Origin of the sequence: Psychrobacter sp. D2 (assembly GCF_013608135.1) — a bacterium.
Classification (GTDB): Bacteria; Pseudomonadota; Gammaproteobacteria; order Pseudomonadales; family Moraxellaceae; genus Psychrobacter; species Psychrobacter cryohalolentis.
The window spans coordinates 36,417-59,525 of the sequence record NZ_JACDXZ010000005.1 but is presented as its reverse complement, the minus strand read 5'-3'; the positions used below and the strand labels follow the sequence as shown (position 1 = coordinate 59,525).

15 protein-coding genes and 2 pseudogenes are annotated in these 23,109 nt (G+C 43.3%); 6 read left to right on the top strand and 11 right to left on the bottom strand.

The annotated features are described in order from the left end of the window. Window positions 1–3 precede the first annotated feature (3 nt). From H0262_RS08140 to H0262_RS08125, 4 genes and pseudogenes are all read left to right on the top strand, one after another. Complete coding sequence (locus H0262_RS08140; RefSeq protein WP_181210392.1) at window positions 4–1,119, top strand: mandelate racemase/muconate lactonizing enzyme family protein; 1,116 nt, start codon at window positions 4–6, stop codon at window positions 1,117–1,119. A 50-nt stretch (window positions 1,120–1,169) separates the two neighbouring features. Continuing rightward, the gene (locus H0262_RS08135) at window positions 1,170–2,768 is read left to right on the top strand and encodes a BCCT family transporter (RefSeq protein ID WP_181210391.1); all 1,599 of its coding nucleotides are present in this window, start codon (window positions 1,170–1,172) and stop codon (window positions 2,766–2,768) included. Window positions 2,769–2,863: 95 nt separating this feature from the next. Next, window positions 2,864–2,983: pseudogene (locus H0262_RS08130) on the top strand (IS3 family transposase); the annotation flags it as partial. Window positions 2,984–3,183: 200 nt separating this feature from the next. Beyond that, window positions 3,184–4,317, top strand: coding sequence for an SGNH/GDSL hydrolase family protein (locus H0262_RS08125; protein WP_181210390.1), 1,134 nt, complete (start codon window positions 3,184–3,186; stop codon window positions 4,315–4,317). Between the two features lie 290 nt (window positions 4,318–4,607). On the opposite strand, the pseudogene H0262_RS08120 reads toward H0262_RS08125, so the two are convergent. Both H0262_RS08120 and H0262_RS08115 read right to left on the bottom strand, forming a co-directional pair. Next, window positions 4,608–5,712: pseudogene (locus tag H0262_RS08120) on the bottom strand (IS3 family transposase). Between the two features lie 806 nt (window positions 5,713–6,518). After that, the gene (locus tag H0262_RS08115; protein WP_181210389.1) at window positions 6,519–6,992 is read right to left on the bottom strand and encodes a hypothetical protein; all 474 of its coding nucleotides are present in this window, start codon (window positions 6,990–6,992) and stop codon (window positions 6,519–6,521) included. 224 nt (window positions 6,993–7,216) lie between these two features. On the opposite strand from H0262_RS08115, the gene H0262_RS08110 reads away from it, so the two are divergent. Then, on the top strand, window positions 7,217–7,891 hold the full coding sequence (locus H0262_RS08110; protein ID WP_181210388.1) for a hypothetical protein: 675 nt from the start codon (window positions 7,217–7,219) through the stop codon (window positions 7,889–7,891). A 126-nt stretch (window positions 7,892–8,017) separates the two neighbouring features. On the opposite strand, the gene H0262_RS08105 is transcribed toward H0262_RS08110, so the two are convergent. The 6 genes from H0262_RS08105 to H0262_RS08080 all read right to left on the bottom strand — a co-directional run bounded on the left by H0262_RS08105 (window position 8,018) and on the right by H0262_RS08080 (window position 16,385). Beyond that, window positions 8,018–8,773, bottom strand: a complete 756-nt coding sequence (locus H0262_RS08105) for a zinc-dependent peptidase (protein ID WP_181210387.1) — start codon at window positions 8,771–8,773, stop codon at window positions 8,018–8,020. A 96-nt stretch (window positions 8,774–8,869) separates the two neighbouring features. Next, window positions 8,870–9,862, bottom strand: coding sequence for a RhuM family protein (rhuM, locus tag H0262_RS08100; RefSeq protein WP_181210386.1), 993 nt, complete (start codon window positions 9,860–9,862; stop codon window positions 8,870–8,872). 85 nt (window positions 9,863–9,947) lie between these two features. Beyond that, window positions 9,948–11,018 (bottom strand): AraC family transcriptional regulator, encoded by a 1,071-nt coding sequence (locus H0262_RS08095; RefSeq protein WP_181210385.1) that lies wholly within the window; start codon window positions 11,016–11,018, stop codon window positions 9,948–9,950. A 168-nt stretch (window positions 11,019–11,186) separates the two neighbouring features. Further along, entirely contained in the window at window positions 11,187–13,268 is a 2,082-nt protein-coding gene (locus H0262_RS08090) for a hydantoinase/oxoprolinase family protein (RefSeq protein ID WP_181210384.1), read from the bottom strand. A 40-nt stretch (window positions 13,269–13,308) separates the two neighbouring features. After that, complete coding sequence (locus H0262_RS08085) at window positions 13,309–15,072, bottom strand: hydantoinase B/oxoprolinase family protein (protein ID WP_181210383.1); 1,764 nt, start codon at window positions 15,070–15,072, stop codon at window positions 13,309–13,311. A gap of 362 nt (window positions 15,073–15,434) precedes the next feature. Further along, on the bottom strand, window positions 15,435–16,385 hold the full coding sequence (locus tag H0262_RS08080; RefSeq protein ID WP_181210382.1) for an EamA family transporter: 951 nt from the start codon (window positions 16,383–16,385) through the stop codon (window positions 15,435–15,437). Between the two features lie 175 nt (window positions 16,386–16,560). On the opposite strand from H0262_RS08080, the gene H0262_RS08075 reads away from it, so the two are divergent. Beyond that, window positions 16,561–17,961, top strand: coding sequence for a PLP-dependent aminotransferase family protein (locus H0262_RS08075; protein WP_181210381.1), 1,401 nt, complete (start codon window positions 16,561–16,563; stop codon window positions 17,959–17,961). Window positions 17,962–17,972: 11 nt separating this feature from the next. Here the strand turns inward: H0262_RS08075 and H0262_RS08070 are convergent, their stop codons facing one another. The 3 genes from H0262_RS08070 to H0262_RS08060 form a co-directional block, all read right to left on the bottom strand. Continuing rightward, complete coding sequence (locus tag H0262_RS08070; protein ID WP_020443551.1) at window positions 17,973–19,217, bottom strand: DUF819 domain-containing protein; 1,245 nt, start codon at window positions 19,215–19,217, stop codon at window positions 17,973–17,975. Window positions 19,218–19,498: 281 nt separating this feature from the next. Further along, entirely contained in the window at window positions 19,499–21,163 is a 1,665-nt protein-coding gene (locus H0262_RS08065; protein WP_020443552.1) for a DEAD/DEAH box helicase, read from the bottom strand. A gap of 651 nt (window positions 21,164–21,814) precedes the next feature. After that, window positions 21,815–22,894, bottom strand: a complete 1,080-nt coding sequence (locus H0262_RS08060; RefSeq protein ID WP_259275434.1) for a DUF1176 domain-containing protein — start codon at window positions 22,892–22,894, stop codon at window positions 21,815–21,817. Between the last annotated feature and the right edge of the window lie 215 nt (window positions 22,895–23,109).

Here is a 23,109-nt window from a genome sequence, read left to right as displayed (position 1 = left end):
CACGTGAAAATTGTAGATATAGAAGTTATTACACTTCGTGTTCCACCACTAGATGAAGTCTGTGAGTGGGGCGAAGATGCATTTATTGTTCGAGTAATTACCGATAAAGGTTTCATTGGGATTGGTGAAAGTGATACGTCTCCATTAGTAGCAAAGGCAGTCATCGAAGCGCCAAGCTCAAACTTATATTGTACGGGATTAAGAGAGTTATTGTTGGGTGAAAATCCTTTAGAAATTCAAAAGCTCTGGGACAAAATGTATTGGGCCTCTAACTACTTAGGTAGACGAGGTGCAGGTATTCATGCGATGAGTGCGATTGATATTGCATTATGGGACATCGCTTCTCAGTATTACCAAGTCCCTATTCATACATTATTAGGGGGCAAGTACCGTGAAAAAATTCGTGCATATGGAACCTTTATACCTGTTGAAAACATTGACGATAATAAAGTAATCGCTAGAAAACTAAAAGAAAAAGGGTTTACCAGTCTGAAATTTGGCGGTGGAATCTTAGGCGATGATCCAGTTACCGATTATGCATTGGTTAAAGCTGTGCGTGAAGAATTAGGCGATGATTTTGAGTTGCAAATTGATTTAGCTTCTAAATGGGGAAGTTATAGTCATTCAGCAGGTATGTTCCAAAAGCTGAAGTCGTTTAACCTAAATTGGATAGAGGAACCTGTATTAGCCGATGATATGAAGAGTTATCTGAGGTTAGCAAAACTTGCTGTGACCAAGATTGCTGGTGGAGAGTCACTAACGACACGCTATGAGTTTGATGATTTCATAAAACAAGCTCAGCCGGATATTATCCAGCCTGACATCACCCGTTGTGGAGGCATAAGTGAGTTACGCATTATCAATGATATCGCTGAAATGAATGGCGTCAAAATGGTTCCACATGGGTTTAGCACAGGAATTCTGTTGGCAGCTACAGTACAGTTTTTAGCGGCGACAAAATATGGCGATTTGATTGAGTATTCACAGAGCTCTAGCCCACTATTCACGTCATTGGTTAAGAATGTAATTCCGTTAGAAGATGGGCATGTGAAGGTTCCAGATACCATCGGACTCGGTGTTGAAATCGATGAAACAATATTAGAGCTATATAAAATTTAAAACCATCAACTGGGTTATGAATAAAAACCTAAAAGGAATTGGGTGTCGTCATGAGTAGAAAGGTAGATAAATTATTAATATCAGTAAGTATCGCGTTAGTCGTGATTGTCGTGGGCGCTTTGTATCTTCAACCAGAGCAATCACAGACTGTTGCTAGTCTTATTTTTGGAAAGCTGACGACATGGTTTGGATCGGTTGTACTGCTATTCACTTTCCTAGGCGTCTTGCTGCTTACCTTTGTTGCAACCAGTAAATATGGCAGAATTCGCTTAGGTAATGAGCAGCCTGAGTATTCAAATTTCAAGTGGGTCTCAATGATGATCGCTTGTGGGCTTGGATCAGCAACTGTTTACTGGGCATTTATAGAGTGGGCTTACTACATTCAAACGCCAGGTCTTGGTATTGAAGCAAATTCTCAAAAAGCTTTTGAGATGTCATTACCATACAATATGTTCCATTGGGGCGTCAGTGCATGGACGCTTTACGCCCTAGTAGGACTTCCCATCTGCTATCATTTATATGTTAGAAAAAATACCGGTCTCAGTTTAAGTGCGATCGTTAGTTCTATTACCGGAATTAAACAAAATGGTGTTTTTGGCCGCATTATTGATGTCATATTCATATTTATTTGCTTTGGTGGTTTAAGTATTACTTTAGGTGTTTCTGTACCGCTCGTAAATAATGTGTTGAGCAATGTACTGGGTATAGAGCCAACATTTACAATGAATATTGTATTGATCCTTATCATCTCTATTGTGTATTCACTAAGCTCTTATGTGGGTTTGCAAAAAGGTATGTCGAATATTGCAAATCTCACCACAAAATTAGCATTAGTCTTATGTGTAGGGATTTTAGTATTAGGACCGACCACTTTTATTATTGCTAATACTACAAACTCTCTTGGTCTTATGATTCAGAACTTTGTACAAATGAGCTTATTTACAGATCCCATTGGTAAAACTGGATTCCCTCAATCGTGGACCATATTTTATTGGTTGTATTGGATCACTTATGCGCCCTTCACAGGAATTTTCATTGCGAAAGTTTCAAAAGGCAGAACCCTGCGATCAGTGATTATCAATACTTTAGTTAGTGGTAGTGCAGGTTGTTTCTTATTTTTCGGTATCATTGGTAGTTTGACTATCGAGCGGCATTTAGCGGGACTGGTTGATGTTGTAGGGATGCTAGGCGCAGGTCAAGATAATGCTGCCATTATATCAGTACTACAAACGCTACCATTCAGTAGTGGATTTATGATTTTATTTTGTGCCATCTCTGTTTTATTCCTTGCTACTACTTTAGATGGTGCGGCATTCACAATGGCTTCTACTGCAACGCCAAAACTACAAGAGAATGAAGAGCCGCATCCAGTAAACCGTCTTTTCTGGTGTGTCATGTTGGCTTTAGTGCCGTTGACCATGATTTTTATCGGAGCTAATTTAGATACGATAAAAACAAGTGCAATTATAACGGGCGTTCCTATTGTCTTTATTATGATGGTAATGATTATTGGATGGATGAGATGGATGGTTAAAGACTTTGGTGATGTGCCATCTGACCAGATTCCTGAGGTATGTGCTTCTGGTATCAAACAGTCACAGCCAAGGGCATTGGATGAAAATGGACAGGTTATTCACCTATCTAAATAAAAATCATAATTTTTTAAGCGGCAGATTACTTGAGCTATGCTGAAGAAACCGTAGAGATAAACTTGGTAAACTAAGCGTATTAATCGGAGTTTATCATGACCAAGAAAGTAAGAATATATAGCGCAAAATTTACAGCCGAAGCCGTCAAGAAGAGAGCAGGTAATAACGGTAATATCTCAGCTACTGCAAAGCAGCGCGACATTGCTACGCAAACCTGATAGAGGTTATTTTTGCATTGAGGTGAATAGTCGCATTTTAAGTATTAAATTTATGTGATATATCAGCATCTATAATTTTAGAGAGTTTAATATTTGACTATTGCTCTGATGACTTTAGTCTCCAGTATAGACAATGCGGATAAATCATCATGATGATGAAGGCTCCATTTTGAGAGCATATAAACAGGGAATAGTTTATGAGAAAGTTCAGCGGTAATATTTGGCATGTGTTCACGATAAGCGTTTTGGCGGCTAGCTTGATCGGCTGTAGTAGTAATAACCGTCTATCAATCCAGTCTAATAACATAGTAGTTGATACCAAGGACCGTATGGCAGTAAAGTCCATTACTGTATTCGGCGATAGTTTCAATGATGTTGGCACATATAAAACAGCTACAGGCAGCTCAGCTAACCCTGGAAAGGCAACAGTCAACCCTGGGAATGTTTGGGTTGAGAACCTTGCTACGCATTACGGATTGAGCTTAAAGCCTAATCGTTCACTAACAATGGATAAGGACGCAAGCTCTGGTGCCACCACACAGGTCGGCACAGCTATGGTGCTTGGTGGTAATGGTTATGCTGAATCCGGTGCCCGCGTAGTAATGCTCCCAAGTCAAAGTGGTGTTGGTAATAATCAACTGGTCGCTCCAGTAAAGCAGCAAATAGCAAACTATATTGCTGCCAAGGGCAAATTTTCTGATAATGAGCTCGTCGTTGTCGATGGTGGTACCAATGACACATATGCTCAGTTCAGTGCTTTATGCTTCGGTACCGATGACAATGGTCTTGGCACTGGGAACACAACATTGCTTATTGCCGACGAACAAATTATAGCCGCTGCAAATGCTCAGCTAGACAACATTAAGAGGATAGTAAACAATAATGCGTCTCTTGTATTAGTTGGTGCTGCTGCCGATTGGAGCAACACCCCTTTCGCGACCCAATATCTTAATGCAGCGTACCAAGCTACCAACTGTTCCACACCGGTGAGTGCACAGCAAATAACTGACTGGACTAAACGTTTTAACCAGATCCTTAAAAATGGCGTCGCCGATTTACCCGACGTAATTTATATGGATATGTGGAAGCCTATGAATGATGCTATTGCTAACCCTAGTAAGTATGGCTTGGTGAATGTAAGTAAATCGGCATGCGTTAATACAAAACCGACCAGTTCAGGCGTCTTTTGTACGCAGGATACTTTGGCGACATCTGATGCAGCACAAACTTGGCTATGGTCTGACTCTTTCCATCCGACACCGCGTGGTCATCAGATCATTTCAGATTTAGCACTAAGATTGTTGGAACCTGTGGCAATGAAGACGCAGTAGGTAACTCTTGTCTTTTTCTTAAGTCTATTACAGTAATTATGTATTGCACAGACCCCAATATCTACAATATCAGCTAAGAAAAAATTATAAGTCCGCCTCTTAACGCTATGTAGTCAATAGCGTTAAGTCCGCTCTTAGATAGCTTTTAGACAAGTTTATGCAGAGAGTAGACCTCTTGCAAAAGTAGCAAAGGATTTTACAATAACCAATACATTCACAACTGGCTAAGAACCATGCCAAACATTGACCCCTGCCGTCAAATCCGTATAACTAAACTTGGGAGATTTTAGTTACGCAGCCTGACGATAATAATCAAACCACACCTGTTTTGGCGATTTATAGCCTAAACCCTTTTGAATTCTCGTTTGGTTGTAGTACAACTCGATATATTTAATGATATCGGTAATGGCGGCAAATCTGGTCTTATAGTCCTGATGATATATCAACTCATTCTTTAATACACCCCAGAAGCTCTCTATGGGTGCGTTGTCGAAACAGTTGCCTTTACCCCTCATTGAGCCTTTGAAATGATGCTTGATGGTTTTGTGATAGGCATGACTGCAATACTGGCTGCCTCTGTCAGAGTGCACAATCAATCCTTGGCTTGGACGTTTATTCTTGATGGCCATATTCAATGCTTTGCGTACTAAATCTGCTGTCATGCGCTTATTAATGGCGTAGCCGACCAGCTCTTTGGTGTATAAATCTTTGACTCCAGCTAAATACAACCAGCCCTTATTGGTCCAGATATAAGTAATATCACTGACCCACGATTCATTAGGTCGCTTAGCATCCAATTGCTGATTTAGTATGTTTGGATAGACAAGCTTATTGTGATCGGAGTCCGTGGTGACTTTGAAACATTTATGGCGACGGCATTTAATGCCATGTTCTTCTTTAATTCTTCTGACCATATACAGGCTAATATTGTGCCCATGCTCTATCAGCTTTGCGTGCAGTCGATCAGCACCATAACGCTCGCGATTTTCACTGTGAGCGGCTCTAACCAGTAGCTCAGACTGTTTACGATGTATCTGTTGCTCACTAATATCACGATTTATCCAGTCGTAAAGCTTGATGGCTTAACATTTAACACGCGGCACATAGTGGTGATGTAAAATATCTGTTGATTATCTTTGATAAAGACGTACCTGATTGGCTGTACTTTGCAAAGTACGCCGTCGCCTTTTTTAGGATATCTCGTTCCTCTTCAGCTACTTTAAGCTGACGCTTGAGCTGCTTTATTTCCTGAATACCTGCCATAAGCTCAGGGTCATATTGTTCTGTACAAATAAACTTGCCTTCATTATCTTTGTTCTGCCAATTGGATAGCGTTTGCATCGCTATTCCTAACTGCCAAGCAATCACACTAAAGTTACCGCTATTATCTGCCATCTTTTTGACAGCTTCTGCTTTGAATTCCTTACTGTATAGCAGAATTGGTTATGTATCACTTTTTGAATTTGGAAAGCTATATTATGATAATCTTAATCTGTTAGATGAAGCTGCCTTACTCAAGTAAATCAACCTCCGATATAGTCGGGGCGGTTCAGAGCTCGTATACGTTCTTATCAATGATATAGAGTAATAGGCATCCAGAAGGGTTATTGCTTTTACTTTGAGCTGATTGTCACTTGGTGGCGAATACTTCTGTACCTAACGTAGTTCAAGCACATTCGCATTAATGAGGAAGTCGGCTAAGCTACCAACAATCGATTGATGAGTAATTTGGTTATTAGGTGATGATTAGGAATGACAGATTATTCAGAGGGATTATTGTGCCGTATGAAAATAGTAAACTTAACAATGATGAGTAGAACAAGTTTATCAAACAGTTTAACTAGCGACATGGTTTAATACGTTAAGCTCGATTACAAATACAATAGGATCAGTGATAGTTCTGTACATTTCTTAAGACAGCTTAGCTAGTAAATGTATTAGTGTTGATGAAGATGATTTTATGAATAGGCAGTACGTATGAGAATTAATCGATCATCAACCAAACTTACTAACAATTTACTATCTAATCATGATTCCATGAAGTTATTGTACGGTAGCCTTAGTTTAACATAATATACATTATGCGAAAACAAACCAACGGTTTTATAATTTGGGCACATCATATTTTGTATAATGCTATTTGCTAATCATCCCATTGATTTCTATCAGCAGTTATTTGATGTCGATATATTGGTTTCTAATTAAGGACAGTTTTTAAGCAAATGCGCTCGTAAAGATGTTCCATCCTCATCTAAGATTACATCCGCCACTTGGCACGCAGAATTATCACAGGACAATTCATAATAAACATCATGGCCATGCGCTAAGCTGACTTGGACCAAGCCTCTGGTTGTCACTGAAAATTGCTTGTCTTGTGCATAATCAGGATCTTGAGAATTCCACAAGACATCATAACCCACATGACAGGATGTTTTCGCTTTAGCAAAGTAATCTTGCTCACGCTGCATGGCAGCCTTCAGATCCGGATTGGCATATTGTTGTAATACCACTGGGTTATCCATTCCTTCATTATTCATATCCTGCTGGTACATCTTAACGACAGTATCGATTTTCATGGCAAAAGCTGTCTGTAACGGCTGCGTTAGATTAGCAGTAGCCGTGATAGCAGAAAACCCTATTGTGAGCATCATTATAGAAAATATCATTTTTTGCATGGCACCCTCCATGAAATATGACGTTTTAAGTGTTATATTCATTAAATCACATATAAACTACTACTTTACTGCTTAATTGTGTCTATCGAGTTTATTAAAAAACATTGTTTACACAGCACCATTATAAACTTTGATGCGTTATTAGTACTATTGATTGGTAAATATACATTGGATCTAGTATGTGTTTTAGAATGACTTAAATAAGCTGCGATAAGGATATTGTTATGATGCCATCTACTCGTTCTAACATTTTTCAGTCTTATCTTTATAAGCTATCAACCGCGGCGGGTTTTGGTTTAGTGCTAGCAATCACAGGGTGCCAATCTTCTGCTGAATCCAACGCCAGCACTCCAAATCAATCAACTGGCAACCCATCTGTACCTATAGTCTCAGATATGAGCCAGCAAACGCTCAAACAGCAAGCACTGCGTATCCAGCGCGCTCTTGCCAATAATGATTTTTCTAGAATCACAGATGATATTCACCCAACTCGTGGCGTACGTTTTTCGATGTATGCCTACGTAAGGACTGATACGGATAAAGTCTTTAGCCGCGAGCAGTATGCTCAGTATTTACAACAATCAAAAATTCGTTTCACTTGGGGCGAAAAAGACGGTACTGGCGAGGCATTGGTGGTACCACTACCAGAATATCTAAGAACTTGGATTGATGCTAAAAAATATAATAATGCGCGTATAACTATCAACGAGTTTGAATCTCGCGGCAATATGGTTAATAACGTCAATGAGGCTTATCCAAAATCAGATGTGGTAGATTTTCATTATAAAGGGACAGCTGAATATGATGGTATGGATTGGCGTGGTATGCGCTTAGTATTTGATGACTATCAAGGGAAACGCTACTTGATTGGTATCGTCAACGATAGATGGACAGTGTAATAAAAAGATTAAGCGTTTGATTCATTAGAAATATTTTATGATATTAGGGCAATGCATCGTTTATGGTGCACCGCCCTTTTTGTTTACTTCAACTATTATATATTTACTTTTTGATATACATAAATCTTACGGTCTTGGCTCAAGTGGCGATTGCCGAAAAAACTTCACCATTATCTCGTAAATATCAGGATAAGCATCAATCAGCTTTTGCGGCGTCTCAAAAAATACTTCACTCAGTACCGCGAAAAATTCCGCAGGATTGGTCGCGCCATAACGGTCGAGACCTGATTTATGATGGCTTTGAAAATCCTCAAAATCTCGCGTCATAATTTCAGTCCAGCGCGCAGGATCCATATCCGGTTGCAGCGGCGGAAAGCCATTAGCACGACCATTTAGCATATCAAGTTTATGCACAAACTCATGAATGACCACGTTGTGACCATCGCGCTCGCCTGAGTGTTTAGCATCCTTCCATGACAGAATAACAGGACCACGCAGCCACGCTTCGCCGCTACGGTGCTGACTGCCCTCATGGACAACCCCCAACTCATCCACGGTGGTGGTTTCGCTTTTGTAAGAACCCGGATAAATAATAATGGCCGACCAGCCAGCGTACCATTCAAGGCTTAGGTTTAAAATAGGCAGGCAAGCTTGTAAGGCGATAGACTGCCTAACCGCATCGGTAATCTCAAAACCCTGCGCGCCAGTAATTGACTTATCCGCCAAAAACAACGTCGCCAGCTCAAAGAGACGTGTTAGCTCCTCTTCGTTCAACCTATCAAGTATGACAATACGCTGAGCCGCTTGCAGCCAGTCACCACGGGTAAACTCGCTGTTATCTAAGATACGCTGCTCGCGCCAGTCTTTTATCATGCTAAACATATTGAATTTCCTTTAGTTTTGTCGTTAGACTGTACTTTTTATTATTGGCGTTATGCGTTTTATGGGGTTAAGTGGTGCTGACAATAAGCCTATTTATCAAGATTCTAACGACAACATATTCATAATCAGTTTAATCAAGGTTTCTTTTTGGTTGGGGTCAGATTCAGCGACCAATAACGTTAATGCGGCAAGCCCCGTGTTATTAATAACCATGTCACCTTTATCATTGAGCAGTCGATTATTACGATGCAGAAAATCTACAAACAAAAAAGCGCCGCTGCGTTTATTGCCATCGGTAAAAGGATGATTTTTGACCATAAAGTACAGCAGATGCGCCGCTTTACTCTCGATGGTCGGGTATGCAGGCTCGCCAAACACCGTCTGCTCTAAATTACCCAATACGCTGTCCAACCCATCACCGCGAGGCTTGGCAAATAACTCAGTCGCCTCGCCCCTTGCTATCAGCTGCGCTTTCAAATCCGTCAGTGCTGCCATTGCCTCAGTCGGACTGGGTAAGATACCGCCATCTTCTCCTGCAGGATTATCAAGCAAACCTTCATCATAGCGCTGTAACCATAAGAATGTCTGTGTATAACGGCTGATAATCTCAACCAAGCCGCGACCTTCATCGGTTTTAAGCTCGGGACTTTGCGCGGTTTTTCTGATCAAATTTAATGCTTGTTGTAGCTCGCTTGAGTTTTTATCAAAGCGCTCTTGATTGAGCGTATAGCCTTGGACCAAGTATTCACGTAGGCGCTGGGTTGCCCAGCGTCTAAACTGCACACCTTGAGGGGACTTGATGCGATAGCCTACTGAGATAACCACATCTAAGTCATAAAAAGTCACAGGGCGATCAGAATTTGCAATATGCATTTTTTGCATATTGCTTTTTTCAGCAATCTCTTCATCGTTTATAGCATTGGCAATATGACGTGAAATCACTGACTGGTCACGACCAAACAACTCGGTCATTTGTGCTTGCGTGAGCCAAACAGTCTCTTGCTCGAAGCGAACGTCTACCTGCGCCTCTCCATCAGCGCTTTCATAAATCTCTACTTTTGCTGTTTTATCATTCGTCGCATCAGTCATCTTGGTTTTTCCTTAACTTAATATACGCGCTTATGCTCAATTCATAAATCATACAGCGACTGCATGACAGAGTACATAACAATGACTATCCTGTACCTGGAGTATCTCGCGGCGTATAACCGAAATGCTGCTTATAAATGCGTGCAAAGTAACCTTGGTCACCATAATCGACTCTATGCGCCACTTCATCGATGGTTACGTAACTTTTGGTTTTTAAAATATGGTTGGCCTGCTTTAAACGTAGCTCTTTTACCCATTCCGAAAAACTATAGGGCAACTCAGCAAACAGTTTATGCAAGTATCTGACCGATATATGACAAGTAGCAGCGACCATCGCTGGGGTTAAAGCGGGGTTTTCTAGGTGCAGATAGACGTAATGCTCGATGCGCTTTAGATGCACCGACTGTATGGATGAGCTGGTACTCATCATTACCTCTTTCGGGGTACTCAATGTCAATACAATAAGGTTAAGCAGCTGCTGCTCTAGGATTTTTATCTCTAAATCACCCAGCTGATTGTTATGAATAAGCGCCAGTATTTGACCAATTTGAAATACTAGCAACCTGCCAGCACCTTCATCAACAGTTAAGCTGCGTGTAAACTGCCGCTCTATGGCACCCATTTGCAGCGTAAGTAATGCGAGCGGCACTTTAATCACATACAGTGATGCTTCGTGCAGATGATAAAACTCATAAGGTAAGCTGGACAGTTCAATAAAGAATTGATCGAGTTTAGAGGTCAGCTGCCGTCCTTTTTGGGTAAAACGAACGTCGCCTGTCATAGGAAAAGTCATTAAAATACTGTCATCAATATAGCCAGAGCTATGTCTGCCGCGATTATAGTGCACAGTATTAGCATGATAGTGCGAAACACCTATCTCTAGAAGCTTAGCATGTTGCAAAAAACCAGAAAACTTATTCGGTTGCCGAAAACTGACATCAAGATCAAAGTAAGTCTCATTGATGGTATGTTGCCAATCGAAGGCACCTAAGGTTTGTATGCGATCCGTTGCTGGCATCTCTAACCCTGAGGGGCTTAGAAGATTTTTATTCATTGATAAATCATGTGCAGCGATGTCGTTTGTCTGACCTGCCTGCAAATGTAAGGTTTGATGAGAGGTATTTTGATAACGATTTGGCTTTTGATTTGCATTCATCCTTGAACACTCAATATATGGTATACAACTGTACTGATATCCTATCAGTTATTCATCAATAATCCTCTTGTATATCATAAAATAAAAAAGGATTTAGGCATTAAGTGCTCTTTAATGCCTAAATCCTTGAGTTAGTTTTTCTTTATAACCTGCTTTTATAGACTTGCTTTATGCTGCTCGCGTCAGCTTATAAGTCCCAGTCTCATGCAGCTCTGCTTGCCAGCCATTTTTAATGACCACAGTAGTGGTTGGCTCTTGGATAAGCGCAGGGCCTGTGACCAATGCACCAGCACCGAATTTCTCACCGTCATAGATAGGCGTATCAATCCAGTCATAGGACTGATCAAACAGCATCTCGCGGCTACCCGTTTTAGCATTACTGATATCCCCTTGCTGCGGCACAAGGCTCGGTAGCTTTGGCTTACTGATCTTACCAATTACCGACACTTCAATGTTGACCAGCTCGACGTGACTATCACGCTCATCATAGGTATAAAGCTCACGATGGCGATGATGGAACAACTCTAAGATGGTGTTGACACTATCAGCATCGAGCTTACCATTCGGTATCAGTACGTTACACTCATGCACCTGCCCGACGTAGCGCATCTCCATAGTGCGCTCGATGATGATATCATCTTCTGCAAAGCCATCTTCTAGCAGCTTTTGCACGCCCAAACTTTCTAGCTCATGTAAGGTGGCATTGAGTGACTGTAGCTCTGAATCTGGCGCAATAATCATCATTTTCGTGGCCAGATAATTATATTTGATATCAGAGATGATTTGACCAAAGGCGCAGAGACAAGAGGCAATCTTTGGTATCAAAATAGTGCCAATACCCATCTCTTCTGCCAAGTCGACAATATGCATGCCAGCAGCACCGCCGGCACAGATAAGCGCAAAGTCGCGAGGGTCATAGCCTTTTTCAATGGTAATACGGCGAATACCGTTTGCCATATTCTGGTTGACGATGGCACTGATACCAAAGGCTGCATGTGCCAAGTCAATCTTTAGTGGATCGGCGATATGTTTTTGTACCGCTTGTAGCGCTTTGTCTTTATCCAAGGTAACACAGCCGCCAAGCACCGCATCCGGCTCAAGATAGCCTAAAACCAGATTGGCATCGGTCACCGTTGGCAACTCACCGCCTTTACCATAAGAGGCAGGACCTGGGGTCGCGCCAGCACTTTGTGGACCGACCTCCAACATACCAAAATTATTTACATGACCAATAGAGCCGCCACCTGCGCCCAGCGTTTCGACATGAATCATCGGTACACCAATACGATTGCGTAAAAAATCAATATCACGGTTTAGGCTGGTTCGGCCAGATTTGGCCATGGTGATGTCAAAAGACGTACCACCCATATCGACGGTAATAATATTATCAATACCAAAGGCGCTGGCAATATATAAACCGGCTTGCGGTGCTGATGCGGGTCCTGAGTTGATGGCATTAACCGCGCGTTCGCGCATGATGTTACCGACCGCAAGCCCGCCATTTGACTGAAAGTAACGAACGGGCTGCTCAGCGCCGAGTGCCTTAAAGTAATCATCAATCTTATGTACATAAGACGCCATAACCGGGCTCAAATAGGCATTAACCAGTGTCGTTGAGGTACGCGTATATTCCTTAATCTGCGGATATACTTCACTACCGCAGCAGACAAACACCCCCGGCATATGCTGCTCAATCAGCTCTTTGGCACGCTGTTCATGCTGAGTATTGCGGATAGACCACACAAAAGAGATGGCAACCGCTTGCACGTCTTGCTGTTTTAACACTTCAATCGCATCGAGGATATCTTGCTCATGTAACGGCTCGTGTTCGGTGCCGTCTGCCAAGATACGACCACGGATAGGAAAGCGGCGGTCACGCGTAGCAATCTGCGGCGCTGGCGGGTAACTGGCATCATAGCGATGCCCTTCTTCTTTGTGCCCTAAGCGTATCTCGATACTGTCTTCATGCCCTTTGGTACATAGCAAGCCCACTTTCACGCCCGTCATCTGAATCAGTGCGTTCAGTGCAACCGTCGTACCATTAATACACAAATCGCAGGCTTGAATGATGTCCTCGATAGGACGGTTAAATTTGTTGGCAATTTGCTGTAAACCATTGGCAATGGCTAAGGTGCCATCCTCTGGGGTCGATGGAGCTTTAAACAGATGAATGTCACCGGTTTTTTCTGCCAAGACAAAATCTGTAAAAGTCCCGCCAGCATCAACGCCAATACGAAAATCGTTGTTCATAAGTCATCCTTAACTCAATCATGAAAGTTCAATGTGTGTTTTATGCGGTTATCTGGCGGCGTAAGTACTCAGTCTCAGCTTTATTGAACGCTAGAGTTTCTGGGTCAATTACCACGCCGTATTCAATCTTTGCCGCAGAGATTGAGATAATCCTTTCTTTTACATCCTTGATGACCGCTTGAATATCGCGATCAAATGAGCTGCCGTAGCCGCCACCACCCGGATTGGTATTGCGCGCGCGTTCACCCGGCGTGATTTCCGTAACGGTGTTTTTTCTATATAAGTCCGTTTGTCCGTCTTTATGTAGTATCTCTAGACGCCCAACTTTGAGCTCAGGTGAGATTTGTTCCGCACCGCCGGCGCCCATAGTAGGATGCTGACGACCTTCGCCAAAGGCAATAACCGTCATGGTATGGTCTAATGGCTCAACTTCCCAAACCGTACCACAACCGCCGCGGTACTCGCCAGCGCCGCCACTGTCTTCTGCCAAGCCATACTTATGAATTAAGATAGGATACTGGTACTCTAACAGCTCAATATCTCCCGAGCTTAGCGCCCCAAAGCAGCTCAATCGCCCACAAGCATGCCAGCCATCCATTTGCTGGGTGGCACCTGCGCCTGAAATAATAGACGCCAAAATCATGGTGACGTATTGCTCGCCAGTCTTTGGGTCGATACCAGCGATATTAATCCCTGATGAATGTCCCCAAGAGGCGGTAACGCGCTCAGGTGCTGCTGCTTCAAATGCCATACGTACCGCATCAGTTAAAGTTTCCATCGGCGTGGTCGTACAGTTGACATGCGGCGCCGGTTCTTTGGCATTACATAAGGTGCCATGCTCGCCCAAATCAACGGTCACACAGCGATATAAGCCTTCGTTATACGGCGGCTCTACTTGGGCAAACATCATCAGCCCAAGTAATACCCCTGACATCGAGTTACCAGCATAAGAGTTGATAAAGTAAGGGACTTGCGGCGGACTGGTGATTTTAATATGCACGTCGCTGTCTTTGATAACGATATCAGCGCTGATGGTCATATCACCCAAGCCATGACCTGAGTCTTCTAACACCGCCTCGCCATGATAATCGCCATCTGGGATAGAGGAGATTAATGAGCGCATATGGTGGTCAGCCATGTTTTTTAGCTCTTCAATCGCACCGCGTACTGTTTCAACACCGTATTTGTCTAGCAGCGCAATCATATTACGCTCGCCGACGGCACACGCCCCATATTGAGCATTGAGATCGCCTTCTTGATTACGGCGTGAACGCATATTACTGTGTATGAGGTTAATCACATCACGACGTCTGACGCCTTTTTCCCAAATCTTAATGGGCGGAATGCGTAAGCCTTCGGCATATATCTCTTTGGCGTCAGGGTTATATCCTGCTGGTACAGGGCCACCGATATCAGTGACATGACCTTTACAGACTGTCCAAAAGACCAGCTCACCTTTATAAAATACCGGCTTATACATACAGCAATCTAGGATATGGCTGCCCATCATCACAGGATCGTTATGATAAATGACGTCGCCTTCATGAATGTCATCACCATAATATTCGGCGACGGCTTTCATGGCGGGCATGAGTGAGCCTAAATGAATGGGAATATCTTGCCCTTGCAAAATCATCTCAGGCAAATGATCAAACAGCGCATTGCTATAGTCATGGGCTAAGTTAAAGACACTCGAACGGGCGGTTTTTTCTAAGGTGGTTGTCATCTCACGCTGCGCCGTTTCTAGGGCACCACGTACGACAGACAAGGTAATAGGATCTATAGAGGGGTGAGCGTTGCTCATGAAAGACTCCTTGTCGAGAAATTTGGGTCAGAAGAAGCGCATTTATATAAGAGAAATAAGAGAATATACCGGTCTATATGACCATTTATCCTTACCCTTCAGCGCGCGCTTTATCTGGCTTATCATCTATCCTAATGATCAAGCTTTTTCACTATAGCGAGGTTTTGGCAAAATAGATTGACTGTGCGTGCAGAGTTTTTGACTGTGAGTGTACAGCTGTATCAATAAGTGGCCTGTTTTCATCTTATTATAGTGGGATATAAAGCGTTCAGAATAAAAAAAAGAGCAATGCTTCATATGTGATGCACTGCTCTTTTTGTCTATTCTTACTAACCCTATAGGAAGCTATAAGTTATTTATTACTATGCGTGAGCAGGCTTCCTGCCTAGGCCCATCTTCACATTAGCCAATATCAATCCAGATAAGATGAGCATCATCGCCAGCATCTTCCACCATGTCACCACCTCTCCTGTGAACAGCACTGAGGTCGCCATACCGAATATGGGCACCAGTAGAGCAAAGGGCATAACCTTGGAGGCAGTATTTTGCGCCAGCAGATGTGCCCACAGTCCAAAGCCAATCAGGGTTGAGATATAGACTATAAAACCAAGCGATAGCCAAGACTTGAAGGATGCCTGCGTGAACGTCGCGAATTGCCATGCTTCAGTTTCGAATAGTAGAGAAGATAACGTCAAAATCACACAGGCGATCAGACCGCCCCATACCACCAGTGCTAGCGCCGACAGTGCCGATGTCTTATTTGAAGCTTTGTTGTTGCTATTGACAGGCAAGGCAGTAGAAATATTACTGGTACTCTGCTGCGTTGAGGCCTGTTTTGAAGCAATATTTCCAAAGCTCCAGCCTATGGCTGCAATCAAGATGCAGATAAAGCCAACCAAGGGCATATCACCGCCAAGGTTTAACGCAATGACACCCAGTCCTAGCACACCGACTACCATACCGATGATCTGCATGCGACTCACTGCTTCACCCAGTATGACAAAAGCCAGTAATACGGTAATAAAGATCTGAACTTGCAACAACAGCGCTGTCAATCCTGCCGATGCACCCAAATGCATGGCGGTGAATACAAAAGCATACTGCATGACAAAGGTGCCTATCGCATAAATAAATAGCGTACGGTTGAATTTAGGCGGCTTGAGGAATAAAACCAACGGCACGGCAGTAAAGAAAAAACGTAGCGCAGTTAACATTAGTGGCGGAAAGCTTTCAAGCGCCCAGGCAATAAAGGTAAAGTTTACACCCCAAATAAAGGCAACCAATACAGCTAGAGCGATGTGTAGAAGGGTCATATGCTTATCCTAGAATAGCTATTATTAGTTGTTATTAATGTTTGAATCTTAAGAATCAACTATAGTCTAAATACCCATAACAGACCCGATACAGTTTTACTAATGGTGAACAAAGTGTATAGTTACTCTTAACGTTACAATTAATCATTATATTGAAGAGATAAGCACATTCATTATGGTCGAAACCTATACGCTCAATCCAAATTTAACCAAGACTGCCGCCGTCGCTGAATGGTTACAGCAGCGTATTGACTGGCAGATTTACTTGGCCAATCAGCGTGTTCCCTCGGTGCGAAAGTTAGCGAAACTATTAAATATATCAACCTTTACAGTGGTACAAGCTTATGAGCAGTTGGTGGCTACCAACGTATTAATCGCCAAACCCAGCTCGGGCTATTATGTCAATACGCAAGTAAAAGTAGTTCAGCCAAATGATGATAAAAGAGTGGTCGTTAAGCACCCAGTAATAGACACGCGCTGGCTGGTACAGCAGGTCTTTAGTGATATTCCGCATCATCGCTCGCCAGGGGTGGGAACATTACCGAGAGACTGGATACGTAATGATAAGATGGAATGGGCCATACGGCAGGTCACCCAGCAAGCCGATAGCTTTATCTATGATTATGGCAATGTTCACGGCTATCTACCGCTGGTTCAACACCTACATACGCTAGGCATGCAAACTAATGCTGACCATGTGATTACTACAGCAGGAGTGTCGCAAGCCGTGACCATGGTGGCGCGGCTTCTTACTCAAGCTGGGGATACAGTGGTCGTTGATGGGCCGGGCTGGTATTGGCTATCGAGTTGCCTGCAACAACAGGGTTTAAACGTCGTCTCTGTAGAACGTGACCATCAAGGGCCTAATATCGAGCACATGCAAAGGCTATTTGCCACGCATCGTCCTAAGCTATATTTAACCAACAGTGTGCTACATAATCCGACTTCTTATAACCTGCATCCTGCGCGAGCGCACCAAGTGCTCAATCTTATTCATGAGTACGACGCTTATATTTTTGAGGACGATTTATACGCTGCATTCGTACCAGGTGGTCAAGTATTGCGTTATGCCAGTCTTGACCAGTTTGAACGGGTTTTTTATGCAACAGGGTTTTCAAAGTCGATGGCGTCCGGCTGGCGTGTCGGCATGTTGGTCTGTCCTGATAAGCATATTGATGATGTATTACGTATGAAAACCTTAAGCAATTCAAATACGCCAGAATTTGGTGAACGAGTTTGCCATCATTTATGGACGCATGGTGAGTATCGTCGGCAGATTAAAAAAGTGCAGCAGCATTTATATAGCGCTCATGAAAGAATGCGCAACGCATTACCAAAGATAGGACTTATCTACCCTGAGCATACACAAGCAGGTCTCTTTGTTTGGGTAGATACGGGGCAGGATACGAGCCAGCTGGCACTAGATGCCTACAAAGAAGGCTGGCTGGTCGCACCGGGGCAATTGTTTTATCCAGATGCGCGCGCCTCAAACCATCTGCGCCTAAATGTATCAACAACTGGAGATGAGTTTTTGAGGTGGTTGGGTGATTATTTGGATAAAAGCTGTCAATACTGATAAAAATGCTATTACCCCACCACCAGCCGCATCATCTGCGTACTGATATAACCGCCAAAGGTACCCACGGCATAGCCTAAAATACCCAAAAATACCCCAACTGGCGCTAGTGATGGGTGAAATGCCGTGGCAACAATCGGTGCCGATGACGCGCCGCCAGTATTGGCATTGGAGCCGACCGCCAAAAAGAAAAACGGCGCACGAATTATCCTAGCGACCGCAAAAATAATCACGACGTGAATGCTCATCCAAAGCAAACCAATTAGTAGCAGTCGCCATTGTGAGACGATACCGGCGAGATTGATTTGCATACCAATAGCAGCAATCAATATGAAGATAAAGACGGTACCAATTTTTGAAGCACCAATATGATCAAGTCTGCGTATTTTAGTGAAAGAGAAGACCACGCCGATTAACGTGATGATCACTACCATCCAAAAAAACGAGCTGGCAAAGCTGTACTGTACCGCCCAGCTATAAGGCGCAAAAAAACCTGCAATCTGCCCACCAATAAAGTGTGCGACACCTACCATAGCAAAGCATAAGCCAAACATCACCATCAAGTCATTTAAAGTCGCTGGACGAGCATTGTCACGCTCATAGCTCTCAACGGCTTTGACGACCTTATCAATGCTACTGCTATCCGCCCGTAAAAACTTGTCAATCTTTTCACTGTGTTTTGCCAATACTAAGATAGCCAATAACCACAGTGAAGCATTGGTGGTATCGACCAATATCATCATCCCAAACAGATCATCACTGACGCCAAACAACTCTTTCATCGCTGCTTGGTTAGCAGCTCCTCCTATCCAACTACCCGCCACCGCTGAAAAGCCGCGCCATAGCGTATCATCGGTAAACATCTCAGGCGACACCCATTTAGCGATACCCAAGCTAATAGGACCACTAATGACAATAGCGATACTAGCAGCGAAGAACATCGCAATCGCTTTCCAGCCTAGACCCAATATCTTCGGTACATCCATCGACAAGGTCATTAACAGCAAACTGGCTGGCAACAGATAGGTAGCAGTAAAACCATAAATCTGCGAGCCAATACCGTCAGCGAAGACGCCTAGACTATTTAGCGTCGCAGGTATAAAACAGCACAGCACGATACCCGGTAACACCGCATAAAACCGTTGCCAAAACTTACCAGGCAATGCTTGGGTATAAAATACCAAACCAATAATCGCCATAATGATGCCAAACGCTAATGGCAAGCTTTCAATAGCTAAATAAGAAATATCCGGCATCAACTGGCTCCACAGCACACGATGAGTAAAAGTTTGTCAGTATAGACAAGGCAAAAAAAACGCGCAAGTAACTATCGAGTACAAAGCTTAATTTTAAAAGCTTTGAATAAGCCAGAGTTTTTAAATACCTTCATATACTTGGGTCATATCTCTACGTGGTGGTTAATATCAAACTATTGGACACAAAAAAGCCAGATAACAAGTATCTGGCTTTTTTTGAAATATCTTTAGACGATTAAGGCATGATTATCAAAAATCATTAATCGTTTAAAACAAGGCTATTACGAGTTGTTACCACGGTTGCCGCCAGTTGGACGACCTTGACCACGGCTGTCTGAACGACCAGCTGGGCGACCTTGGCTGCCACTTGGACGACCACGACCCGTTGCAGCACGCTCGCCACGTGGAACGCCAGTGCTATCACCGCGACTAGGAGCACCAGTACGCTTGCCTTGATACGGCTTGCCACCTGAACGCTCATTTGGTTTGCCTGACGCGTCACGTGGCTTACCTTGATAACCGCTGTCATTGCTTGCGCGTTGACCGGTTGGAGCGCTGTCACTTGAGCGACCACGAGCATTAGCGGGGTTACCTTGATAGCCACCGCCCGCGCGACCACGACCTTGACCATTACCGCCGCCGTTTGAACGACCACGGCCGCGACCACGGCCATTACCTTTGTTTTCGCTAGGTACATAAGTCTTCTTAGGCTCCATGCCTTCGATGATACATACTTCCATTTTGCGATCTAAATAACGGTTGATAGCGTTTAGCTGTGGACGGTCATCCATGCTACATAAGCTGATAGCGATACCAGTACGACCAGCACGACCACAACGACCGATACGATGAACGTAATCTTCCGTTTGGCGCGGTAAGTCATAGTTGATTACGTGCGAGATTGCTGGGATGTCTAGACCACGAGCAGCAACGTCAGTCGCTACTAGGATTTTGACTTTACCATTACGCAAGTCTTGAACGATACGGTTACGCTTGCTTTGTGGCAAGTCACCATGTAGGAAGCTGGCTTTATGACCTGCTTCTTGTAGCTGTTTGGCCAGTTTTTCAGTGCTACGTTTGGTAGCAGCAAAGATAATGATCTGTTCCATATCTTGCTGGCAAACGATTTTATCAAGCAAACGATTTTTGTGATCAAAATCATCACAGTAGTACACTTTTTCTTCGATGTGTGCAGACTCTACTTTGATTGATACACGCTCAGGGTTCTTAGTGAAGCTGGCAGCAATTTTACCTACTGGGCCATCCCAAGTTGCAGAACACATGATTGTTTGGCGATCCGTTGGTGCTGCACGTAGGATATCACTGATATCATCAGCAAAACCCATGTCCAGCATACGGTCAGCTTCATCAAGTACCAAGATTTCTAGGCTTGATAAGTCAACGCGACCAGCATTGATATGGTCAAGTAGACGACCAGGGGTCGCAACGATAACTTGAACGCCTTTTTTCAAAGCAGTAATCTGACCGTTGTATGGTGCGCCGCCAACTAATGGTACACAGAACAGACCGCGCATATCTTTAGAATAAGTGCGTACGCTGTCATGTACTTGCTGAGCAAGTTCACGCGTTGGTGTTAGGATAAGTGCTTTGGTTAGTTTGTCAAAGCTAGTAGCACGGCTCAAACGGTCAAGAACAGGAATAACGAATGCTGCTGTTTTACCACTACCTGTTTGCGCTGACAATAGAAGGTCACGACCTGCTAGAGCAAAAGGAATCGCCTGTGCTTGGATAGGCGTTGGGTTGGTATAACCACTGCGATCAAGTGCAGTTAGAATAGGCTTAGCGATGCCAAGATCAGTAAAAGTAACTTGGTTTTCATCAACAGCGTCAGTAGCAGCCGCTTGAGTATTTGTGTCAGTGTTTGGGGTGTCAGTGCTTTCGATAATGCCGTTTTCAGCAGCGATTGCAGATAAGATGTCAGTCATGAGTATCCTTGGTAAGTATAAGCTGCTGTAAATTCAGCAAACTTGATGCATACCACTGATAACCGTTCACCACGCTACCCATATAATCTGATTATCAAAATAATGATAATTACATGCCAAACCCATAAGGCTTGTCAAAATTATATAAAGGCGTTCGTGCTGTCTGACGTATTTTGGTGGTAGTGCCGAGTGTCTCATCTTTGTCTGCTAAAAACTCGATATCAATGCTTATTCCAAAGCAGATAAAGGTAAATAACAACCAATCTAGCCCCTACAAAGGGTCCGTAGATAAGATATGAGTCAAAAATAATAGGATTATTTAAGTACACAAAATCATCGGCAACAATTACTTTCGGTCATCCTAGACCCAAAATCGCAGGCGATGTTATCAATCTCATAATTCACATTAGACTATGCTAACGTGGCGACGCAGTATAACACAACAAAATCGTAATCAGTAGCTGTTTTTACGATTATTGTAGAAAATAGCTATAATACAGGAGTTGGTGCGCTATACATGATTAATAATATAGGTATTTTTGCATTAAATATTTTTATCATGCGCGCCGCATTTACGCTAAAGAATATCGAATAAATGATCATTACCGCTTTAAAAGAAAAGCAAGCAATGAGGCATTGTAGCCATTGATATTAACGGGATAGTTTCACATCAGTGACGTATAGGGGCATCTGCCAAGCACCGCCCGCTTCAATCATACGGCACAGACCAGTGCTACTCTCATGACTTTTCTCAAAATCCTTACCCGTCCACAACCATTCGGTTTTAGAGATACAGTCGCCAAGACCCCGACCTTTTTGGACAGAAGTGATCTGACCCTTGTCGTAATCGGTAGCGTTGTTTGTGATCAGCTTTGGCTCGTATGGTTTGGTATCATTGATTACCCAGACACCCTTACCTGCATTATAAGCACCTGTCCAGCAATTATGCTGTACCAACAGCTGCTTGCTGTTTAGGCGATTGACGTTCCATGACGATTTGTCATATAGGCTTGGGCAGTCGCTACTGATATCTTTTATGGTGCCTTTCATCAGATCTGATAACTGAGATGAGCGCATGACGAATTTTTTCTTATTACCAGAGGTGGCTTTTGGATTGGGCATCACCATCCGTATCGCTGGTATTGACTTAGGCGATAACACACTACTGTTAGATTTGCTGGCGCCCTCTGTACGAACAAAAGCACTGGCTGTGCCCACTCGACCTTGTGCTTCATCCGCTTTTAGCATGACCGCACTCGCCCCTTTATCGGACAAGCGCCAACGCGTATTACGGATAACCAGCTCTATCTTGCTTGATTTGGTCAGTGCCTCTAACAGCGCTGTGACTTGCGGTGAGGTGAGCTCAGCATAGCCAGCCGCACCTGAAAAAGGCTTGGCTTCGCCATAATCTCTATCATTAATAAATAAAGATATCCGGTGACGGTTACCCAATTGCATCAAGGCTTTGGCAGAATTTTCTCTTGCACCGCCAAGCTTAACCCGAGCATCAACCGTGGCATTGGCACCTGCACGGCGTATCAACAATAAAGACACTGGCAATTCGTTATCATTGTCTGCTTGATAACCCGCCAGTCGGCAAGTACGTGTGTTGTCACAGACCACTTGCCAATCTTGGCTGGTAAAATCTATAGGCGTATCAGCACTAGCTGCGGCGCTGTATAACGTGGTACTGATAGCAGTAAGGAGGGGTAATAAAATTCTTTTTGACATGGTTTTTGTTATCTTTTTTGTTTTTTTAGACGGCGCTTTGATATGAGAGTTGTTTGAGTATTTAGGTTTGACAACACCACTCTGGCTACTAGCACCATTTGCACTCAATAAGAGGGTTGGTCTATTCCTAAGCATATCATTCTCCTTCATAATCATCATTCATCAATAGAAGAGGTTTAAGCGCCTACCCTTTTTGGGTGGAGGCTGCTATCTTA